At 73.3% G+C, this 21,663-nt stretch carries 16 protein-coding genes; 12 read left to right on the top strand and 4 right to left on the bottom strand.

Translation table 11 applies throughout. From position 1 onward, the window contains the following. Positions 1 to 241 precede the first annotated feature (241 nt). Complete coding sequence (locus UO65_RS21175; RefSeq protein WP_084176023.1) at positions 242 to 1,408, bottom strand: NADH:flavin oxidoreductase; 1,167 nt, start codon at positions 1,406 to 1,408, stop codon at positions 242 to 244. 324 nt (positions 1,409 to 1,732) lie between these two features. Here UO65_RS21175 and UO65_RS21170 point away from each other — a divergent pair, with 324 nt between their 5' ends. Beyond that, a complete protein-coding gene (locus UO65_RS21170; RefSeq protein WP_035285370.1) occupies positions 1,733 to 2,938 on the top strand; it encodes an MFS transporter in 1,206 nt (401 codons plus the stop codon). Between the two features lie 58 nt (positions 2,939 to 2,996). Here the strand turns inward: UO65_RS21170 and UO65_RS21165 are convergent, their stop codons facing one another. Further along, positions 2,997 to 3,911, bottom strand: a complete 915-nt coding sequence (locus tag UO65_RS21165; RefSeq protein WP_052021462.1) for a LysR family transcriptional regulator — start codon at positions 3,909 to 3,911, stop codon at positions 2,997 to 2,999. A gap of 51 nt (positions 3,912 to 3,962) precedes the next feature. Here UO65_RS21165 and UO65_RS21160 point away from each other — a divergent pair, with 51 nt between their 5' ends. Both UO65_RS21160 and UO65_RS21155 read left to right on the top strand, forming a co-directional pair. Then, entirely contained in the window at positions 3,963 to 4,802 is an 840-nt protein-coding gene (locus UO65_RS21160; protein ID WP_063935986.1) for a CE1 family esterase, read from the top strand. 353 nt (positions 4,803 to 5,155) lie between these two features. Further along, positions 5,156 to 5,866 carry a YcnI family copper-binding membrane protein gene (locus UO65_RS21155; RefSeq protein ID WP_052021460.1) on the top strand — a complete coding sequence of 237 codons (711 nt, stop codon included), beginning with the start codon at positions 5,156 to 5,158 and terminating at the stop codon, positions 5,864 to 5,866. Positions 5,867 to 5,906: 40 nt separating this feature from the next. Here the strand turns inward: UO65_RS21155 and UO65_RS21150 are convergent, their stop codons facing one another. Continuing rightward, a complete protein-coding gene (locus tag UO65_RS21150) occupies positions 5,907 to 9,128 on the bottom strand; it encodes a DUF7507 domain-containing protein (RefSeq protein WP_035285367.1) in 3,222 nt (1,073 codons plus the stop codon). Positions 9,129 to 9,152: 24 nt separating this feature from the next. Continuing rightward, the gene (locus tag UO65_RS21145; RefSeq protein ID WP_152552197.1) at positions 9,153 to 9,821 is read right to left on the bottom strand and encodes a Pvc16 family protein; all 669 of its coding nucleotides are present in this window, start codon (positions 9,819 to 9,821) and stop codon (positions 9,153 to 9,155) included. A 185-nt stretch (positions 9,822 to 10,006) separates the two neighbouring features. On the opposite strand from UO65_RS21145, the gene UO65_RS21140 reads away from it, so the two are divergent. The 9 genes from UO65_RS21140 (at position 10,007) to UO65_RS21095 (ending at position 21,657) form a co-directional block, all read left to right on the top strand. Then, entirely contained in the window at positions 10,007 to 11,530 is a 1,524-nt protein-coding gene (locus tag UO65_RS21140) for a phage tail sheath family protein (RefSeq protein ID WP_035285365.1), read from the top strand. Positions 11,531 to 11,562: 32 nt separating this feature from the next. After that, positions 11,563 to 12,030, top strand: a complete 468-nt coding sequence (locus UO65_RS21135) for a phage tail protein (protein WP_035285362.1) — start codon at positions 11,563 to 11,565, stop codon at positions 12,028 to 12,030. After that, complete coding sequence (locus UO65_RS21130) at positions 12,030 to 12,428, top strand: hypothetical protein (RefSeq protein WP_052021459.1); 399 nt, start codon at positions 12,030 to 12,032, stop codon at positions 12,426 to 12,428. The genes UO65_RS21135 and UO65_RS21130 overlap by 1 nt, the downstream gene beginning before the upstream one ends. Beyond that, entirely contained in the window at positions 12,425 to 12,595 is a 171-nt protein-coding gene (locus UO65_RS37510) for a DUF6760 family protein (protein WP_181399772.1), read from the top strand. Before UO65_RS21130 ends, UO65_RS37510 begins: the two co-directional genes overlap by 4 nt. Before the next feature lie 4,002 nt (positions 12,596 to 16,597). Then, positions 16,598 to 17,497 carry an eCIS core domain-containing protein gene (locus UO65_RS33505; RefSeq protein WP_161784491.1) on the top strand — a complete coding sequence of 300 codons (900 nt, stop codon included), beginning with the start codon at positions 16,598 to 16,600 and terminating at the stop codon, positions 17,495 to 17,497. Between the two features lie 10 nt (positions 17,498 to 17,507). Beyond that, positions 17,508 to 17,963, top strand: coding sequence for a phage tail protein (locus UO65_RS21110; RefSeq protein WP_035285353.1), 456 nt, complete (start codon positions 17,508 to 17,510; stop codon positions 17,961 to 17,963). A 25-nt stretch (positions 17,964 to 17,988) separates the two neighbouring features. Then, entirely contained in the window at positions 17,989 to 18,459 is a 471-nt protein-coding gene (locus UO65_RS21105; RefSeq protein ID WP_146240976.1) for a phage tail protein, read from the top strand. A gap of 1 nt (position 18,460) precedes the next feature. Then, a complete protein-coding gene (locus UO65_RS33500) occupies positions 18,461 to 19,333 on the top strand; it encodes a LysM peptidoglycan-binding domain-containing protein (protein ID WP_052021453.1) in 873 nt (290 codons plus the stop codon). Beyond that, complete coding sequence (locus tag UO65_RS21095) at positions 19,330 to 21,657, top strand: phage baseplate assembly protein V (protein WP_035285350.1); 2,328 nt, start codon at positions 19,330 to 19,332, stop codon at positions 21,655 to 21,657. Before UO65_RS33500 ends, UO65_RS21095 begins: the two co-directional genes overlap by 4 nt. The last annotated feature ends 6 nt before the right edge of the window (positions 21,658 to 21,663 follow it).

Genomic DNA, 21,663 nt, shown 5'->3' with positions numbered 1-21,663 from the left:
GCAGATCCACCCACCCGGGCACCAGCGACAAAATCCCGGCCCTTGAGCCGAAGCACACGGCGCAGCCCCGGCGCAGCGGACCCCCCGGACACCACCACCAAACCCCGGCCCTTGATCCGAAGCACACGGCGCAGCGGACCACCCGAGCACCACCAAACCCCGGCTCTTGAGCCGAAGCACGGAGCGATCCCGAAGCGGACCCCACCCGAGCATCAACAAACCCCCGGGCTCGAACCACCGCTCAGCGCAGCACCTTTCGATGCTCATGCGTGTAAGCCACGATCTCGTCACTCCGCCCACCCAGCAGCTTGACCACCCACTCCGGGTCTGCCAGCAACGCCCGCCCCACAGCCACCAGGTCGAACTCCCCGGCCTCGAACTGCTCCACCAACCGCTCCACCCCGGCGAAGGACGCCGCACCGTCCCCCTTGCTCAGGAACGCCGTGTCCAGCCCCACCGAGCCGACCGTGATCACCGGCAGCCCGGTGACCTTCTTGGTCCACCCCGCGAGCCCGAGTTCCCCGTCCCGCCCCGGCAGGTCCGGGAAGGCGGGCAGGTAGTGCCGCCGGGTCGACGGGTGCAATGCGTCCACGCCCGCGGCGACCAGCGGCGTGAGGACTTCCTCCAGTTCGGCCGGTGACCCGGCGATGCGGGCGTCGAAGTCGCTGTCCTTCCACTGCGAGTAGCGGAAGACGATGGGGAAGTCGGGGCCGACCTCGGCGCGCACGGCGGCGACCACCTCGGCGGGGAAGCGGGCGCGGGCGGCGCGGGAGCCGCCGTGGGCGTCGGTGCGGTGGTTGGTGCGGTCCCAGAGGAAGCCGTCGAGCAGGTAGCCGTGGGCGCCGTGCAGTTCCAGGCCGTCGAAGCCGACGGACTTGGCGTTGCGGGCCGCTTCGGCGTAGGCGCGCAGGGCCGTGTCCAGGTCCGCCGTGGTCATCGCGCGGCCGACCTGGTCGCCGTTGGTGGCGATGCCGGAGGCGCTGACCGTTTCTGCATCGGGGTGGTACGCCGGTTCGGCGCCGCGCTGCGAGCCCAGGTGCCACAGTTGCGGGATGATCCGGCCGCCTTCGGCGTGCACGCGCCGCACCACGTGCGCCCACCCGGTCAGGCTCTCCTCGCCGTACAGGTGCGGCACGTCCGGGTCGGGGCCGGTGGCCGGGTCGGGGATGTAGGTGCCCTCGGTGATGATGAGGCCCACCCCACCCGCCGCCCGGCGCGCGTAGTACTCGGCCACGTCGGTGCCCGGGACGCCGCCGGGGGAGTGCCTGCGGGTCATCGGCGCCATGGCGAACCGGTTGGCGGTGCGCAGCGAGCCGAGGGAGAACGGGGTGTCCAGTTCCTTGCCGACCACCGGATCGCGAGATCCGTCCGCACTCGACGATGTCGTGCTCCGCAGGGGTTCGCTCATGATTCGCACTGTAATCGCCGTCGGGCGAGGCGTTCCGTGAGCATTCTGACAGCTCAGGTGGGAATGCGGGACGTGTCCCGCAGCGGTGCCGCACCACCCGGCCCGCGGACCAGGCCGTTCACCCATTCCGCGCGAGGTCTCACCGATTTCGTCGGTACTCGACGATGGCATCGCGAGTGCGATCCGGCCGTCATCGCACCCGGGCCGCGACTTTCCGGGCCACCGGGTGTGTGGCAGGCGGTCGCGGCGTCGAACGGTCCGGTCGATGGGACTGATCGAAACTCCTCGTTGGACTCCCCGCCCGGGCGCGGGCACCGTGGGGGCATGCCCCGGACAGCCCTGCCGCAGACCGACCGCCGCCGCCACGCCGTCGGGTTCCACCTGGTCGCGGTCGTGTTCGCCATCGCGCTGGTGTTCTCCACGCTGCCCACCCCCCTCTACGGGCTCTACCAGTTGCGCGACCACTTCGCCGCCCCGGTCATCACCGTGGTCTTCGCCGCGTACGCCGTCGGGGTCATGGCGGGGCTGTACTTCGCGGGCCACATCAGCGACTGGGTCGGCAGGCGGCGGGTGGTGCTGGCCGGGACGGTCACCGAACTGGTGTCCGCGGTGGTCTTCCTGGTGTGGCCGGAGGTGCCGGGGCTGATCGTGGCCCGGCTGCTCTGCGGGGCGGGCATCGGGGTGCTCACCGCCACCGTCACCGCGCACATGGGCGAACTGCGCGCCGTCGCCCGCCCGGCCGAGCACCCGTCCCGGGCGGCGCTGGCGGCCACGGCGGTGACCATGGGCGGGCTGGCGCTCGGACCGGTCGTCGGCGGGGTGCTCGCCGAGGTCCTCGACGCGCCGCTGACCGGGGCGTTCGTGCCGTTCGTGGTGCTGTTCGCGCTGTCATTGCCGCTGCTGCCGCTCATCCCGGAGACCGTGGACCGGCCCGCGCGGCCGCCCGCCTACCGGCCGCAGCGGGTGTCGGTGCCCGCGCGGTCGCGGGCGGCGTTCCTCTCGGCGGCGGCCGGGGTGTTCGTGGCGTTCGCGGTGCTGGGGCTGTTCACCTCGCTGGCACCGACGCTGATGGCGGGGGTGTTCGACGAGCCGTCGCGGGTCGTCGGGGGGTTGGTGGCGTTCGCCGTGCTCGGGGCCGGGGCGGTCGCGCAGGTGGGGTTGGCCGGGCTGGACGCTGCGGTGCGGTCGCGGTGGGGGGTCGCGGCGATGCTGGCGGGGCTGGTGCTGACGCCGGTGTCGGCGCTGCTGGGGGTGGAGTTGCTGTTCTGGGTCGGTGGGGTGCTGGGTGGGGCCGGGTCGGGGTTGCTGTTCCGGTCCTCGGTTGAGACCGTGAGCGGGCTCGCGGCGCCGGGGGCGAAGGCTGAGGTGTTGGCGGCGCTGTTCCTGGCGGCTTATGTGGGGATCGCGCTGCCGGTGTTGGGTGTGGGGTTGGTGTTGGTGTGGTTGCCCGCGGCGGTGGCGTTGGTGGTGTTCGCTGTGCCGATGTCGGGGTTGGTGGTGTGGGCGGCTCGTGCCGGGCGTCGTTCCTGAGCCGTGTCCTGCGAAGCCCGGTCTTTCGGGTGGGGGTGCCCGGCTGGGTGGTTGGCCGTCAGGTCAGCGGTGTCGTGGGTGGGGCTGGTCTGTTGGTGGGTGGGGTGAAGAGCTCCAAGAGGGCGCGGGTGGCGCGGCTGGGGGTGGTCGCGGCGGCTGTGGCGACGGAGAACTGCCAGGTCAGGTCGCTGTTGCGGAGGGGGAGGACGGTCAGGCCGGGGGAGCGGGGCAGGGCAACGTCTGGGACGACGGCCACGCCGAGGTCGGCGCGGACGTAGTCGGGCACCGTGGTCAGGTCGGCGACCTCGATCGCCACCCGGCGGGGGGTGCCCAGGGTGGCGTAGGCGCGGTCGACCGCCAGGCGGTTGCCGAAGCCGGGGAGCGTGTCGATGAACGCCTCGCCCGCCAGTTCCGCCAGGCCGATCGCCGACGCGGTGGCCAGGGGGTGGTCGGTGGGCAGGAGGGCCACGTAGGGTCTGCTCGCCAGTTCGCGCGCCGACAGGCCGACCAGGTCGGTTCGGGGGAGGCCCAGCACGGCGATGTCCAACCTGCCCTGGCGGACGTCGTCGGCCAGGCCGGTCGAGCCGGTGGGGGAGGCGGTGACGTGCAGGTCGACCAGGGGGTAGCGGGCGCGGAAGGCGCGGAAGAGGGCGGGCAGGTCGACGACCGGGATGCGGGTGAGGGTGCCGATCCGCACGCTGCCGCGCAGCCCGCCCTCGGCCTCCCGCACCGATTCCCTGGCCCGTTGCAGTGCGGCGAGGGCGGCGCGCGCCTCGGGCAGGAACGCCCGGCCCGCCGCCGTCAGCGAGACCTGCCGGGTGGAGCGGTCGAACAGGGTCGCCTTCAACTCGGTCTCCAGGGAGCGGATGCCCGAGGACACAGTGGACTGCACCGCGTACAGGCGCTCGGCGGCCCGGGTGAAGTTCAGTTCCTCGGCGACCGCCACGAAGTACTCAAGCTGCTTGAGGTCCACGGGGGCGATCCTGCCACCCGCTATGCTCGTCGGGAAGTCGAGGAGGGGTCGATGAGTCCACAGTGGTCGGTTGAGCGGGTGGTGCTGCGGGTCGGGGGGCGGGATCGCTCGCTCACCGTGGTCCGCCCGGCGGTGGCCGGTGGCGGTCTGCTGATCGCCTTCCACGGTTCCGACCAGAGCGGCGAGCGGTTCCGCGAGTTCTCCGGCGGGGTGTTCGACGCCTTCGCCGCCGACGGGGTGACCGTGGCCTACCCCGACGGGCACCAGGGCCACTTCAACGACGCCCGGCTCGGCGTCGACTTCCCCGCCCGCCGCGACGACGTGGACGACGTGGGCTTCACCGAGGCGGTCATCGACCACGTCGGGGCCACGCGGGTGCACGTGGTGGGCTACTCCAACGGTGGGTCCATGGTCATCCGCCTGGTCCACCAGCTCGGCTCCCGCCTCGCGGGCGCGACCACCATCGCCGCGACCCAGCCCGCGCCGGAGAACCTGCTGCCGATGGACAGCCCGGTCGTGCCGGTGCCGGTGCTGCTGTTCCACGGCACCGAGGACCGGTTGGTGCCGTACGCGGGCGGCGTGAACAGCCTGTGGGGCTCCGAGTCGCGCGGTCTCGGGCGGTCGGCGCGGGAGACCGCCGCCTACTTCGCCGAGCGCAACGGCATCACCGCCGAGCCCACGACCACGCTGGTGGCGGAGGTGGGCGCGGACCGGACCGGTGTCGAGCGGCTGGACCACCGCCAACCCGGCCACGAGCCGGTCACCCTGTTCACCGTGCACGGCGGCGGTCACGTGATCCCGGGCCCGGTGAAGGCCCCCCTCTTCCTCGGCCGCACGACGCGGCGGGTGTCGGTGGTCGAGGAGATGCGAGACTTCTTCCGGCTCGGGTAGTGCGCGTCCACCGCCGAACGGACCCGTGCGGCTCCGGGTGGTGATCGAACGAGAGCCGCGCTGACGATTCCCGAGCGGACCCCGGCCGGTTGCTCCCCGCCGATGCCGGAACACCCCGCCCGCTGCGCGGGCGACCGTCGTCATCGGCGGTCGGGGAGGTGCGGGACTTCTTCGGGTCAGGTGGTCGGTGGCCATCCTCACCTGCGCACTCGGGGTGCGAGGGTCCGCAGGTCTTGACAAGAAAGAGCGGTATCTTCCCGACATCCGGGCATCGCCTGGACGGGCCGCGCCCGGTGCGGGAGGGTGTGGGCGTCGACCACCGTCCACGTCCACAGTGGACCAGGAAGGAACGGGTGCCCACGTTGGCTGTTCTCCCCTCTCGCGGTGCGGCGCGGGCCGGTGTCCTGGCGGCGGCCACGGCGCTGTTCGCGGTCGCCCCGGCCGTGCCCGCCTCGGCCCACGTCACCGTGTCGCCCACGGCGGTCAGCAAGGAGGGGGTGTCCCGGCTCACCTTCCAGGTGCCGAACGAGTCCCCGACGGCGGGGACGGTCTCGGTTCGGCTGACCCTGCCGCTGGACACCCCGGTCACCTTCGCCATGCCCGCGGCCAAGCCCGGCTGGACCACGGCCATCGGGGAGGAGGACCTGGACAAGCCGTTGGACATCGACGGGTACGAGGTCACCAAGACCGTGCACACGGTGACCTGGACCGCCACCCCCGGCACCCGGCTGGAACCGTCGACCTTCACCCTCTTCGAGGTCCTGCTCGGCGAGCTGCCGCAGAACACCGACAAGATCCTGCTCCCGGTCACCCAGACCTACGACGACGGCAAGGTCGTCGACTGGGCCGACCCGCCCCTGCCCAATGGCGATGAGCCCAACTCCCCGGCCCCCGTGCTCACCCTGACCGACGGTGGCGCGGAGCACGACGCGCACGCCGCTCCGGCCGCTCAGCAGACCACGGCCGGGACACCGTGGCTGGCGGTCTCCGCGCTGGTCGTGGGGGCGCTCGCGCTCGGCCTGTCGATCGGCAACCTGCTGGCCCGCAGGCGCAAGTCCGCTTGAGCGTTCGGCCGGGGCCGTGTGGCCCCGGCCGGACGGGCCGTCAGCCGCCGGGCCACCAGCGCGACAGCGGCGAGGTGCCGTCCTCGCGCCTGCGCGACGTGGCGGCCAGGACACCACCGCCGACCAGGAGCAGGGCCACGCCGATGCCCAGGGGCAGGGCGATGTCCGCACCGGTACTGGCCAAGCCGCCGTCGGACTTACGCCCCGCCGCGTCCGAGGTGGAGCCGCCCGTCGAGCCGCCCCCGGCGGTCCCCGGGGTCGGGCCGCCCGCCGTGCCGCCGCTGATCCCGTCGCCGCCCACCGGGTCGGGGCCGGGGGTGGGCGGTGGGGGCGCGTCACCCGCCAGCAGGGTGATCGTGGCGTCGTCGGCGCCGGTCAGGGGTTCGCCGGTGTCGCCGACGGCGGGGGTGGGGCTCGCGGTGTAGGTGGCGGTGTTCTTCAGTTCCGTCGTGGCGTCGTCGGTCGGGGTGGTCGTCGTGCAGCGGATGCCGTTGGCCGCCCCGGCGCGCAGGCCCTCGCCGGTCAGGGTGAAGTCGCAGTCGGGTGCGCGGTCGTTGTCGACCTCGACCACCACGGGCACGTCGCCGATGTTGCGGACGGTGACGGTGAAGTCGACGTCCTCGCCGTGCTTGGCCTGCTCGCGGTCGGCCGTGGTGCTGATGGTCAGCGCCGGGTTGATCACCGTGACCCGCAGCGGGGTCGCCTGGGTGCGCATCAGCCGGTTCCCGCCGTCCACCGCTGAGGCCAGCGCCTGGTTGTCGAAGCTGCGGTCCGGGACCGCGGTGCAGGTCCTGGTCGCGGTCTCACCGGGGGCCAGGGTCGGGATCGGCTCGGGCAGGCAGTCGGGGGGCAGGGTCGGGCTGGTGATCCGCACGTCGGTCACCGGGCCCTCGGCCGCGGTGGCGGTGCTCGTCACCGCGAAGGTCAGGGTGACCCCCTCGGTCACCCGCACCGGGGTGCGGTCGACCTGCTGGGTCAGGGTGATCAGCGGGTCCAGGACGGTGACGGCGACCGGTTCGGCGGTGGCGGTCACCCCGGCCCCGCCCACGTCCACCGCGGTGAGCGCGGCGACCACCTCCAGGGACTCGCTCGGGGTGGTGGTGCAGGTGGTCTCGGCGGTGGCGCCGGGGGCCAGCGACGGGATCGGGTCGGGGGCGCAGTCAGGCAGGTCGGCGACGGCCACCCGCAGGTCGCTCAGGGCCTCGTCGGCCTCGTCGCCGGTGTTGGTCACGGTGAAGGTCAGCTCGACGGAGTCGCCCCGGTAGACGGTGTCCTCGTCGACCGCGGTCACGATGGTCGCCGCCGGGGCGATGACGGTCACCAGGACCTGCTGGCTGGTGATGGTCACCGTGGCGCCGGTGGCGTCCAGGCCGGTCAGCCTGCCCGCGCTCTCGAAGCTCTCGGCGGGCGCGGTCGCGGTGCAGGTGAACCTGGTCGAGGTGCCCGCCGCCAGGGTGGTGCCCGTCGGGCCCGCGCAGTCCGGGGCCGCGCCGTCGGCGTAGGCGATGCCGGTCAGCGGGGCGGTGGTGTTGTTCGTCAGGGTCACCGCGAACACCACCGGGTCGCCCTCGCGCACCACCAGCCGGTCCGGGACGCGGGTGACGGCGTAGTCGGGCAGCTCGACCTGGACCTCGGCGCTCGCCGACGCGCTCACCGTGCGCCGCTCGCCGCCGGGGCCGACCAGGTAGGTGCCGGTGGCCGTGGCGGTGTTGGTGAACCGCGGGCCCGCGCCCGCCGGTTGCAGGCAGGTGACCCGGGTCGTCGCCCCGGGCGCCAGCGGCGGCAGGGCGGTCGGGGTGCAGCGGATCTCCTCGGACGCCGGATCGCTGGTGTCGGTGAGGGTGACCCCGGTGAGCGGGAGGGCGCCGTCGTTGCGGACGTCCACGGTGAAGGTGGCCAGCTCGCCCTGGGTGACCGGCTCGGTCGGGCCGGTGTTGACCACCGAGATCGACGGGGCCACGGTCTCGGCCAGCACGACGTTGTGCACCATCACGAAGTCGCCGATGCCCGCCACGCCGATCTCGACCTCGCCGGAGTCGTTGTCGGCGAGGGTGGGGCGGATCGTCTTGGCGTCGACGCTGAGGTTGTTCACCGGCCGCTTCGCCGGGTCGACCGGGTCGACGGCCCCGACCGCGCAGGAGCGGAAGAAGTCCTCGGTCTTGCGCCCGCCGCAGGGTTCGACCGCGGCGGCGCCGTCCACTGTGAACGTCTCCCCGCCCTGGCGCCAGTCGCCGTCGTAGGCGGTGAGGCCGATGGCCACGTCGGCGGTGGAGCGGTTGCGGGCGACCCCGGGGAGGACGACGCTCGTGCCGGTCAGGCCGGGGACCAGACCGGGCAGCAGGCCGTCGACCAGCGTGGGGAAGCCGGGCACCAGGGGCTCGATCAGACCGGGCAGCAGGGCGCCGCTCTTGGGCAGGTCGTCGGTGTAGAGGTCGATCACCCTGGGCTGGGTGTAGGGGGCCCGGGGCTCGTCGTAGCCGAACACCACGACGACCGACCAGCCGCCGGAGCAGCCGGGGCCGGTGGGCGCCCAGACGTTGCTGACCGACAGCGGGATCGGCGTCCCGGTGGGTGCGCCCGCGAACGCCCGCGTGACGTCGGCCCAGTCGCTGTAGAGCTGGCTGGGCTCGGTCAGCCCGTCGGTGGTGCGGAAGTGGGCGGGGTCGCGCCGCACCGGCACCGGGGTGCCGCCCGCCACCGCGATCCGCACCTGCTGCTGCGCCGGGGACGCGGCGGCCGGGGGCGGCGGCGGCTCGCCCTGCAACAGCAGCGGGCGCACGCAGTTGACCCCGGAGAAGCCGATGAACGTGCCGGTGTGCCCGCCCCAGTTGAGCTGCGCGTGCCGCACGGTCGCCCCGGCCGGGATGGTGATCTCCGCCCGGCTGGAGGTGAACGAGTCCGGGCGGCCGTCGTCGTCGGCCAGGTGCATGTAGTACCCGTTGTTGTTGCCGCTGTTGTCCAGCAGCGCGCTGTCGGACGGCCCGGCGGCCGCCGTGGCCGCGGCGCACTCGGCGGGGGAGTGGTCCCCGGACACCTCCTCGCCCACCGGGCAGCGCAGCACGCTGTTGCCCGCCTGGAGGAAGTCCCCGTACACCGCGTCCCGGTACCCGGGCGCCACGGTCGGGCCCGGCGGCGCGGGCAGCAGACCCGGCTGCGCCACGTCCGTCGACGGCGCCACCCCGCCGGGCGCGGCCACCTCGGAACCGGGCACGACGGCGAAGACGAGCAGCAGCAGGCCGATGGCGGCCCAGATGCGGTACACGGGGACTCCCTCAGGGCCAGCGGATCAGGGGGCGGGCGGGTTCGTCGGCGATCGGTGCTCGGTGATGGTGGTGCGCTCCCAGCGCCGCCGCGGCGCCTGGGACGGGCTCGCCCCGGCATCGGAGCGGGTGGTGTCGTGCACGTCCAGCTCGATCGTCCGCACCGGCGGCGCCGCCTGGCGCAACCGCGACGGCAGCGCCGGGGCGGTCACGGTCAGCTCCAGCGCGGTGCGCATCGGCACCCCCAGCGCACCCCACAGGTCCGGCCCCCGCGCCACCGGCGACCAGCCCAGCCGCAGCGGCAGCGCCGTGGTCAGGGCGTGCAGCGACCCGCGCAGGTGGTCCACGCCCAGCGCGTCCTGCTCGGCGTGCGCGCCGATGACCGCGCCGAGCAGCTCGTTCTCCTCGACCGTGTCCGCCGCCCAGGCCGTGACCAGGTACGACAGGTGGTAGCTGCGCAGCGGGGCGACCGTGCCGGTGACCCGGCCGTCGGCGTTGCGCACGCGCACCCGCGCCGCGGGCACCCCGTCGAGGTCCTCCGCCACCCCGAACAGGAAGACGTTGAGGATGCCCGCGCGCCGGGGTCTGCGCTGGATGCCCGCGAGCAGTCCGGGCGGGTCGAAGCCGATCTCCGTGCCGGGCGCCAGCTCGGAGTCGAGCCACGCCCGGATCGAGGAAGCCATGTCTGCCAGCACGCTGAGCAGTCTCCGGCGCCGCGGGTCCCCCGGGCAGCCGTGCGGCGGCCCGCCCCGCGGCCACCGCCGGTTGCCCTCGAGGGCAACCGCGGGTGGCCGTGCCGTTGCGCGCGCGACGGGCCGGACGGGGGCCGCGCGGTGCCAGCCTGGTCGTCGTCCGATCCGGTTGACAACGGGGAGAGTCGATGCCCAACTATCTGGCTCCAGGTGTGTACGTCGAAGAGGTGTCGTCCGGCTCCAAACCCATCGAGGGCGTCGGCACGGCGGTCGCGGGATTCGTCGGCTTCGCCGAGAAGGGCCCCGTCTCCGAGCCCACCCTGGTCACCAACTGGACCCACTTCACCCGCACCTTCGGCGGTTTCGTCGAGGGCGCCTACCTGCCGCAGTCCATCTACGGCTACTTCCTCAACGGCGGCGGCGCCGCGTACGTGATCCGGCTGCCCCAGCCCGCCGTGGACAGCGAGCAGCCCGCGGCCAACCACGCGGTCGTGCCCGCCGCGTCGGGCGACGACCAGCCCGCGTTCACCGTGCGGGCGCTGACCAAGGGCGACGACCTGAGCGTGTCGGTCGGCGAGGCCGGCCAGCCCGGCGAGGACACCTTCAAGCTCGACGTGCTGCGCGCGGGCAAGGTGGTGGAGTCCTTCGACAACGTCACCGCCAAGCGCGGCCCGCACCACGTGGCCACCGTCGTGGCCAAGCAGTCCAAGCTGATCGCCCTGGACGACAGCAAGTCCACCGCGGTCGCGCTGCCGAAGAAGGACGCCGCCGTCGCGCTGGTGCCCAGCTCGCCGCCGCCCGCCAAGGTCAGCGCCGCCTCCTACGTCGGCGACCCGATCGACCGCACCGGCCTGGGCGGGTTCGAGGCCATCGACGAGATCACCATGGTCCTCGCCCCGGACCTGATGTCGGCCTACCAGCACGGCCTGATCGACGCCGAAGGCGTCAAGGCGGTGCAGTTGGCCATGGTCGCGCACTGCGAGCTGATGTCGGACCGGGTGGCCGTCCTGGACCCGCCGCCCGGGCTCAACTCCCAGCAGGTCAAGGAGTGGCGCACCGAGTTCGCCGGGTACGACACCAAGTACGGCGCCCTCTACTGGCCGTGGGTGCAGGTCATGGACCAGAGCAGCGGCAACCGGATCTCCGTGCCGCCCAGCGGCCACGTCGCCGGGGTCTGGGCCCGCAGCGACGAGACCCGCGGCGTGCACAAGGCCCCCGCCAACGAGGTGCTGCGCGGCGTGGTCTCCCTGCACACGGTCATCAGCCGCGCCGAGCAGGAGCAGCTCAACCCGCTCGGCATCAACTGCATGCGCGCCTTCCCCGGCCAGGGCATCCGCGTCTGGGGCGCCCGCACCCTCTCCAGCGACCCGGAGTGGCGCTACGTCAACGTGCGGCGGCTGTTCAACTTCATCGAGGAGTCCATCCTCAACGGGACCAACTGGGTCGTGTTCGAACCAAACGACGCCTACCTGTGGGAATCCGTGCGCCGGGTCGTCGGCGCGTTCCTCCAGCGCATCTGGCGCAGCGGCGCCCTGGTCGGCCGATCCGCCTCCGAGGCCTACTACGTCAAGTGCGACGAGGAGAACAACCCCCCGGAGAGCCGCGACGCGGGCAACCTGTTCATCGAGATCGGCGTCGCGCCGGTCAAGCCCGCGGAGTTCGTGGTGTTCCGCATCTCGCAGATGCCGCAGGGCGCCGCGCTCGAAGAGTGACCTGTCCACCCCCGTTCCTCAAGGAGTGACCCATGACCATGCCCCGCGTGTCCATGGCCAGCAGCAACACCTCCACGCTGGTCAGCGCCGCCCGCTTCGTCGTCCAGTTCGACGGCGGTTCCGAGATCACCTTCTCCGAGATGTCCGGCATCACCTCCGAGGTCGAGGTCACCGAGTACCTGGCCAGCGGCAAGGTCGGCGTGTCGATGTCCAAGCAGTTCGGCAAGACCAAGCCCGCCACCGTCGTCCTCAAGCGCGGTGTCGACCAGGACTACGCGCTGTGGACCTGGCACCAGGAAGTCCTCGCCGGGCAGTCCACCGCCCGCCGCACCTGCTCGCTGATCCTGCTCGACATGGCCAACGTGCCCAAGCAGACCTACCAGCTCCTCAACGCCTGGCCGTCCAAGCTGGAGATCGGCGGCCTCAAAGCGGGCGGCAGCGAGGCCGTCATCGCCACCGTCACCCTCACCTGCGAGCAGATCGACCTCACGAAGGGCTGATGATGACCGCCACCGCCGAAGCCGCGGGGCCCGGCCTGCGCACCGAGTACCCGTTCGTCCTGCCCCGCGGCTTCGCCGACGAACACGGCACCGTCCACCGCGACGGCGTGCTGCGGCTGGCCACCGCCAAGGACGAACTGACCGCCCACGCCGAACCCCTGGTGCGGCAGAACCCGGCGTACCTGTCGATCTACCTGCTGATGCGCACGGTGGGCAGGCTGGGCACCCTCCCGGTGGTCGACCGGTTCGTGGTGGAGCACCTGTTCGCCTCGGACCTGGCGTTCCTGCAGGACCTCTACCGCCGGGTCAACCAACAGGGCCACACCGAGGCCGAGGTCGCCTGCCCCGAGTGCGCCCACCGCTTCCTGGTGGACGTGGCCGGTGAGGTCACCGGGTGAGCGCCCCACCCGACCGGCTGTGGGAGGAGATCGTCTACATCGCCTACTACCTGCACTGGTCGTTCGACTCGATCCTGGAACTCGACCACCGCACCCGGGCCAGGGTCATCCAGGAAATCGGCAACATCAACGCCCGCATCGACGGCGCTGACCAGGACGAGTACTGACGGGAGGACCGACCCATGCCACTGTGGCCCCTGCGCCGCCCCCGCCGCACCACCGCCCCCGGCGCGACCACCGCCCCGACGGCTGCCCCGAGCCCTGCTGACCCGACCGCCGCCACCGACCCGACCGCCGCGGAACTGACCACCGCCACTGAGCCGATCACCGCCGGCGACTTGACCGCCGCAGAGCTGGCCACCGCCACTGAGCCGATCACCGCCACCGACTCGACCGCCGTCGAGCCGATCACCGCCACTGAGCCGATCACTGCCGTCGAGCCGATCACTGCCGTCGAGCCGATCACCGCCGCCGAGCCGATCACCGTCACCGGGGCCACAGCGCCCGCCAGTGGGTCCGGTGTGGACTCGCGGCCGCCGTTGCCGGGTGCGCGGTCTGCGGCGGGAGCAGCGCCGTCGCCCCTCGTCGGGGGCGACGGTGGTGCGGGTGCCGCTCGGGTCGCGGCGGAGCAGGCAGCGGAACGAGTCGCGGCGCCCCGGGTGGCGGAACAGGTGCCGGGGCGGCGGCGGGCGGCGTGGCGGTCGCTGCCCGCGATGCCCGGCACGGTGCCGGTCGACCCGCCGCTGACGGTGGTCACCGAGGCGTTCGGGGTGCTGTCGGGGTTCGCGGTGGCACCCGCGGTCGAGCGGTCCGCCGGGCTGCCCGGCCGGGTGGCCGGGATCGTGACGCCGGTTCCCGTCGCCGAACCCGTGGACGCGGCGGGGGAGTACGCGCCGCCGGTGGTGGTCGCGGCGCGGCCCCGGGCGCTGCCGGTGCGAGTGCGGGCGGGAGCGGCCCCGGTGCCGCTCACGGTGGCCGACGACCGGTGGGTGTCGGAGCCGGTGGTGCCGCAGAAGCCGGTGCGGCCGTCGGCGTTCATGCACAAGGCCTACCAGGAGAAGGACCGGGTGCTGGCGGAGCTGTACCTGGAGGCGGAAGGGGAGCGCTCGCCCGCGCCGGTCCGGCTGCCGCCCCCGCCGGTGGCCGAACCACCGCGCCCGGAGACCCCGCGCCCGGAACTCCCGACCTCGGTGGAGGCGCGACCGACCGCCGCGCAGGCACCGGTGGTGCGCCCGCCCGGCAGGCGCGCGTCGCTGGCCGAGAGCCGCAGACTCGGCCTGGGCCGCACCCCGACCACGGCGACCCCGCCCCCCGCCGCCGCAGAACCCACCGAGGCGCAGCCGCCGGACGAGCCCGCCAGAACCGCACCGGAGCAGGCTGCCACCACCGGGTCAGCTTCCAGCCCCGAGCCGGGGCAGGCTGCCACCGCTGCGTTGGCTTCCGGTGTTGAGTCGGGGCAGGTGGCTGCCGCTGGGATGGTTTCCGGTGCCGGGTTGGGGCAGGCTGCCACCGCCGGGTCGGCTTCCGGTGTTGAGTCGGGGCAGGTGGCCACCGCTGCGTTGGTTTCCGGTGTTGAGTTGGGGCAGGTGGCTGCCGCCGGGGCGGCTTCCGGCTCTGAGCTGGGGCAGGCTGCCACCGCTGCGTTGGTTTCCGGTGTTGAGTCGGGGCAGGTGGCTGCCGCTGGGTTGGTTTTCGGTGTCGAGCGGGAGCAGGCTGCCTCCGCCGCGTCGACCTCCGGCACCGAGTCGGGATCGACCCCGCCCACCTCGTTCCCCGCCGTGGCCGGGAGCTTGCACGCGCCGTCGGGCACACCCGCGCACCTCGCCGGGGAACTGAACCTGATATCCGAAGTGGACAATGCGTTTCCTGGTCCCGCGCCGGAATCCCCGCTCATCCACGCCACGCGCCCGCCCTCAGCCGCCGCAGGCACCACGGCCGAGTGGGACGACGCCACCGCCGAACCGCAGTGGACCCACGCTGCGAACCGGCCGGTCGAACCCGACCACGCTGCCACCGAGCACGACGAACAGCCCCCGACCGGCATCCCACTGCCCGAGTCCCAGACACCGCCGGGCCCCCCAGCGCCATCCGATCCCGCTGCGCTGTCCGAGTCTCCCGCACCTGCCACTCCGTTGCCGGAGGTCGATCCGGTCGACCCTCGCGCGGCCAACACCGAGGGATCTCTCGAGGTTTCCCTCCCGTTAGCCGACCCATCAGTGAAAACCGGGGGCGGCGCGGCCTCCCCGCTGATCGGCACCGCCCCTCAGCGCACGGACGCGGCACCGCTCGGGACAGTGTTCCCGGTGGCGTCCCGGACACCCGCCACCGCGACTGGGGAAGCCGCGTTGCCGGTTGTCCACCGGGATGCGAGCGCACTGCCCGGATGCCCCGGGCCGCACATCACCCCGGAGACCGGGCCCAGCACGCCCACTTCGCCGGATGCGCCCGCCACCCCGCCCATGACACCGGCTCGCAACGACCCGCCCTCCACCCAGCGAGCAGACAGGCGAGGGGATACGGGCGTCCCAGCGACCCCACTCACCGGAACCGCCGTGCCTGCCGACTCGCGGGACGGCGCTCCCGCACGCGTCGTTCCCGTCGAAGCCCCCGCACCGACCACACCCGGAACCCCGCTGCCCGTGCTCCGGCGCGACGAAGCCACGGCGTGGGACACCCCGCCGACCAGGCCCGCCGACCCCCTCTCCGGGAGTGCTGCGTCCGACGGTGGACTGATCGGGAGCCCCGTCCCCGGTGATCCGCTTGCCACGGGCGCGGTCCCCCTCAACGCACCGGCCAATGCCACCGCCCCGCAGCCTGGCAGCATCCCATTGACCCCGGGTTCGGCACCGGCTACCCGCGACGCGGCGCCCGCCTCCCCACAGGACGAGGACCCTCCGCAGGCCAAAGACGCCCTGCCTGTCATCCGCCGGGTCCGAGGTGCGGCCACCGAGAGTACGGCGGCTGGTGAGCATGGTGCGGTAGCCCCGGTGACCGGTGGTTTCCACCCCGCCGCCATGGCTGCCGAAGCCGCTGCCCCGCCGAGCGGGAACAGCTCCACCACGCCGGGGTTGGCCGCCGACCTGGGTTCCGCCATACCGGGTTCGACCACCGGACTGGGGTCCGTCACACCCGGTTCGACTGCCGAACCGGCCTCCACCACGCCGGGTTCCACCGCCGAACTGGGGTCCGCCGCACCTGGTTCCGCCACTGAGTGGGGTTCTGCCGCCGAACCGGGTTCGCTGTTCGCCGGAACCGGCCGCACGGCTGTGCCCGTGACTCCGCCGTCCGGCGGTCTCCCGCCGGACGGCCCGCAGCCCACCAGGTCGCCGGAAGGGAACCCGTCGGTCGGCGCGCTCCGGGCCGAGTCCGTCCCTCAGGCCCCAGGAGCCAGCGGCCTCCCGGCCGGAACCGCTCCCGCCACCCGGCCGTCGCGGAACCCCCACCTCGGCCACCCGCGCCCCCGCCCGGCCGACCCCGTCACCCGGACGCCTGAGCCCGCAGCCCGGTCTGGGGAATCCGCCGCCACGCCGGGGTCGTTCAGCGCCTCGTCCGTCCCCCTCACCGGCCCGGTCTCATCAGTCCCCTCGGCTCCCGCGACCCCGCTCGCCACCGCGAGCCCGGCGGCGACCCCCGTGCCGGAACCCGCTCCGTTGATCGACGCGCCCCGCCCGGCACCCCTGCCGCCGAGCACCGACACCCCTGCCGTTGCGGTGGTCGACGCAACCCCCTCGGCGACTCCGCCGCCGGGCCCCACTGCTTTCGTGGTTTCCCCCATCGAAACAGAAACCGCACTGACGAACCCCGCCGAGTCGCCCCCGCAGGCCACCCCGGCGCCGGACGTCAGCACGGGCGCACCTGCCGGAGTGGACCAAACGCCGCCGGACTCCGCCGTATTGTCCGGCCCGGTCTCGATGGACCCCTCGGCTCCCGGCTCCACCGCCCCGGCACCGCTGACCGGTGCGGCATACGCGCACACCGACCAAGCGCCCCTGGTTCCCGGCCCGCACACCCCACCCAGCGGTCCCGAAGGCATTGTGGTTCCCGCCGCCCCGCCCCTGCGGTACCTCGAAACCCGAGCCCACCCCGCCGACGCACGCCATCCCGCCGAGGTGGTCCACCCGACCGGGGCGGTGTACGCCGACGTCCAGCGGGCTCCGGGGGTGGCGGCCGTGAGCACCATCGTCCAGTCCGCCGTGGAGAGCTTCGTCCCCGCCGTCCTGGTGGCACCGCTGCGGCGGGTGCTGGCGGTCGACCTGGCCGACGTGGCCGTGCGGCGCGGGGACGACGTGTCCCGGGTGGCGTACCGGATGGGGGCGCGCGGGTTTGCCAGGGACGGTGTGGCGCACGTGCCGGAATCGGCCGGTGACCTCGCCGGTGCCGCCGCCCCGCTGCTGGCCCACGAGCTGACCCACGTCGCCCAGCAGCGGCGGTTCGGGGCGGCGCTGCCGGGGCCGGACACCGTCGTGGGCAGGCAGTTGGAGGACGAGGCCGTGGCCGTGGAGCACTGGGTGGCCGGTGGGGTGCAGGCGGCTCCGCCCCTGGTGCACGGGCACCTGCCGCAGGTGTCGCGGCCCGGGAGTTCCGACGAGGACGGGTCCGAGGAGGACGAGGAGCGCAAGCGGGAGTTCCTGGCCCGGCTCCGCGCCGCCGTCGCGGCGAAGGGTGCGACCGACCTGGGTGTGGGCCCGCAGGCCCTGCCGTCCGGGATCACCCCCGAGGACATCCGCGCCATCCCGTCGGCCACCGAACTCCCCGGGGGTGACCAGCAGTGGTCCCTGGACCAGTTCTTCCGGGACGACGCGGGTTCCACCACAGACGACGGCCCGCCCCGGGTGGGCTCCAGCCCGCCAGGGGACGGCGACGACAGCGACGGGTCCGACCCCGGGTTGTCCCTCGACGACATCGACGACCACCTGGTCGAGGACCCGCCGCTGCGGTGGATGGACCTCGACGACCAGGACCACTTCGAGGAGTTGGCCGATCGGCTCTACACCACGCTGATCGGGCGGTTGCGCTTCGACGTCCTGGTCGAGCGCGAGCGGACCGGCACGCTACTGGACTTCGGCTGAGGAGCAGCAGATGGTGAATCCACCCACCCTGGCGCACGGGATGGCGCACCGGTTCGTGGTGTCCGCGGGGTCGCGGGACCTCGGTGCCTGGTCCAAGGTGGCCGGTCTGTCGGTCAAGTGGGACCTGGCCGAGTACCGGGTTGGGCACTCCGACCAGTACTTCAAGTTCGCCGGGGTGCCCAAGTTCGCCACGCTCAAGCTCAGCCGGGCCGCCGACACCACCGGCACCAAGGCGGTGCAGGCCTGGCTGGGCGAGGTGCAGGCCGGTGGCGGCACCCCGGAGGAGGGGGCCGTCGAGATGCTGACCTCGGCGGGTGACTCGGTGATCGTGTGGACGCTGCGGGAGATGTTCCCGATCGCCTGGCAGATCAGCGAGTTCGACGCGACCGCGGGGAAGGTGGCCGTGGAGACGCTGGAGATCGTCTACTCCGGGTTCCTGCTCTCCGCGCAGCAGAACGGCGCGTGAGCGGCGTGCCGGGGAGGGGAGAACGGTGAGCGGGACCAATCTCGCGCTCGGGATGGCGATGCGGTTCAACGTCGTCATCGACGGGGTGAACCTGGGGAACTGGACCTCGTGCAAGGGCCTGGACCTCAAGTGCAAGATCCACAAGTTCTACGACAACGGGGAGTTCGGGTACCAGAAGATCCTCTTCGCCGACGTCGAGTACCCGACCGTCAAGCTGGAGCGGGCGATGGAGAAGGCGTCCTCGCAGGTGCTGCGCGAGTGGCTGGCCGACAAGCTCAGCGCCTGGAAGCAGCCGGGGTTCATGCCCGACGTCCTCAACGCGGTCCTCGGTGGCAGCACCGCGCGGATCACCCTGCTCGACTCCGCCTGGGAGGAGGTGTCGTCCTGGGAGCTGCGCAACGTCTACCCCTCCGGCTGGTACGGCCCCTCCCTCGTCGCCAAGGACAGCGCGGTCGCCATCGAGCGGCTGGAGCTGGATCACGAAGGGTTCCTGTGACATGTTCATCCCCAAGGTCATGCCGCTGAGCGGTGGCAACAAGCTCAGCCAGGCCCTCAACCTCGGCCTCGCGCTCACCGGCAACGCCAAGGCGATGCTGGTGCCCGCGGAGGGCGGGATGCCGCTGGTGTTCACGCTGAACCCGAAGTCGGTCTCGCTGGAGAAGACCAACAAGGGCGAGAGCGAGCGCGGTGTGATCACCAGCTCGTTCAAGGACGCGATCAAGGCCACCGGCAACATCCGGCTCAAGCTCAAGGAAGCCCACCTGACCGGCGCCCTGGTCACCCAGGCGGCGATCGACATGCTCACCGCCTGGGCCACCCCGGTCCCGATGACCGGGGCCGACGCCAGCCTGGTCAACGCCGCCTTCGACCTGGCCAGGAACACCCTGACCGAGCGGATGAGCCTCAAGCCCAACAGCACCACCCCCGGCGGCGACTCCTCGCCGCTGACCAAGGACCCGGACCCGTCCTCGGTCGCCCCCAGCCCACCGGTCTACTTCAGACTGCCGGTGTTGCAGTTCATGTGGGGCGTCGGCGGTCCCGCGGGCGGCGGCATGATGGTCAACCTGGAGAAGTTCGAGATCGAGTACCAGCGCTTCGACGGGAGCGGGGTGCCGGTGTGGGCCAAGGTCGGCCTGACCCTGGTCAAGTTCACCGAGTACCTGCCGGGCACCAACCCCACCTCCGGCGGCCTCCCCGGCCGCACCAGGCACGTGGTGACCCAGGGGGAGGGCGTGGTGCAGATCGCCACCCGCGCCTACGGCTCCCCGCAGGCGTGGCGCGCGGTGGCCGAGGCCAACGACCTCGACGACCCGCTGCGCGTCAAACCCGGCCGCGCGCTGCGGCTGCCCGCACCCGGGGAGCGGTCGTGAGCCAGCCGGTCGAGCGCATCGCCGACAGCGAGGCCACCGGCCGGGCCGGGGTGGCGGTGGGCGGTGTGCCGCTCAGCCCGGTCGTCAACTCGCGGCTGCTGCGGGTGGTGGTGGACAACGACGTCGCCCTGCCCGGCATGTTCGAGCTCACGTTCCTGGACCTCGACGGCTCCACGCTGCCGCTGGCGGGGCTGTCCATCGGGTCGGAGGTGACGGTGAGCGGCCCCGGCGCCCTGGGCACGAGCGTGCCGCTGATCGTCGGGGAGGTGACCGCGATCGAGGGCCTGTTGCAGGGCCTGACCGCCCGCACGGTCGTGCGCGGCTACACCGGGGCGCACCGGCTCCAGCGGGCCAAGCGCAGCCGCAGCTTCCTCAACGTCACCGACGCCGACGTGGCCCGCCGGGTGGCCTCGGAGGCGGGCCTGGGCGTGGGGCAGGTGGTGGCGACCAGCACCACGCACGCCTACCTGGCGCAGGTCAACCAGACCGACTGGGACTTCCTGCGCGCCAGGGCCACCGAGATCGGGTTCGAGATGGGGGTGGCGGGCGGGCTGTTCCACTTCCGCCCGGCGGGCGACAGCCTCTCCTCGGCGGGCCGTGGCCTGGCCGGGTTCGGCCGCAGCGTGCTGGCCGGTCTGGCGGGCATCGGGTCGACGGTCGAGGTGGCGTTCCCGGACAACCTGATCAGCTTCCGGCCGCGGGTCACCGCGGGCAACCTGACCCCGGACGTCGAGGTCCGGGTGTGGGACCCGATGCTGCGCCAGACCCTGGCCCAGGCGACCTCCACCCCGGTCGGGGCGGACCCGTCGCCCAACGCCCTGGGCAGGCAGTTCACCGGGGGCGCGTTCGGCGCGGTCACCGGTTCGCTGGAGTCCGCCGCCGACTCGCTGACCTCGTTCAGCCTGACCGGCGCGGTCAACGGCGTCGACGGCGCCCTCGACGCCGCGGGCGACGAGGTGGCCCAGGCGACCGGCGGGCTGGTCGGCTCCCCGGTGGGCTTCCTCGGCCCGCCGCCGAGCAACACCGCGCACGTGGTGGTCGACCGCCCGTTCGCCGACGGCACCACCATGGCCACCTCCGGCCCGATGGTCGCCGGTGCGCTCGGCAGCGACGTCGGCAGCACCTTCGCCGAGGCGGAGGGCGAGGCCAAGGGCAACGCGGGCATCCAGCCGGGCGGGAAGGTCTCGGTGTCCGGTGTGCCGTCGGTCTTCGCGGGCACCTGGCACGTCTCCCGCGCCCGGCACGTCTTCGACGACTCCGAGTTCGGCTACCGGGTGGTGTTCTCCGCGCACGGCAGGCAGGACCGCACCATGCTCGGCCTGACCTCCAAGGGCGCCAAGCGCTCCTCGGGCAACCCGGTGCTCGACGGGGTGGTGTGCGGGGTGGTCAGCAACTGCGGCGACCCGCTGGGCAAGGGCAGGGTGAAGGTGACCCTGCCGTGGCTGTCCCCGGACTTCGAGACCGACTGGGCGCCGAACGTGCAGTTCTGCTCCGGGCAGCGCAGCGGCGCGATGTTCATGCCGGAGATCGGCGACGAGGTGCTGGTGGCCTTCGAGTTCGGCGACGCCCGCAGGCCCTACGTGCTCGGCGCGATGATGAACAACCTGACCGAGTGGAGCATCGCCTCGGGTGGGCCGATCTTCGCGGGCGGGCTGCTCGGCCTGGGCAGCGCCGTGGCGGGCATGGCCGGGCAGGCGGCGGGCGCCGCCCTGGCCGGGCCCATGGCCGGGCCGCTGGGCGGCGCGGTGGGCGGGGCGATCGGCAACCAGGTCGCGGGGGAGATCGCCAACGAGGCCACCGAGTCCATCGCCGGGTCGGCGCTGACCCCGGGCATGATCACCGAGATCCACCACCGCGGGTTCGTCTCCAGCACCGGCAACGCCCTGCTGTTCTACGACGTCCCGGCCCCGCTCGACGCGCCGTCGGCGGCCGAGGCCGGGCAGGCGGTGGGGGTGGACCTGGACGCGGGCGGCGGCACCGGCGGCGGCGCGGGCCCGATCGTCCCACCCGGGGCGGGCGCGCTCGGCTCCGCGGTGCGGGTGGGTTCGCAGAACGGGGAGATCGGGGTGACCGTCGACCAGGTCAACGGCGGGGTCAACATCACCGCCGCCCCGGTGCCCGGGGTGACCACCACACCGCTGACCAACATCAACATCAGCACCGCGAACGGTTTCGTCAACATCGGCGCCGGACCCACCGGGACCATGCTCATCGACGGCGGCGCCAACCTGGTCATCAAGTCCTCCACCGCGATCACGCTCAACGCGCCGACGGTCAACATCGTCGGCCTGCCGCTGGTCAACGGTGTCCCCATCCCGATCTAGGAGCCC

The organism is Actinokineospora spheciospongiae (assembly GCF_000564855.1).
In the GTDB taxonomy this organism is placed as follows: Bacteria; Actinomycetota; Actinomycetes; order Mycobacteriales; family Pseudonocardiaceae; genus Actinokineospora; species Actinokineospora spheciospongiae.
This window is presented reverse-complemented; position numbering and strand designations above follow the sequence as displayed.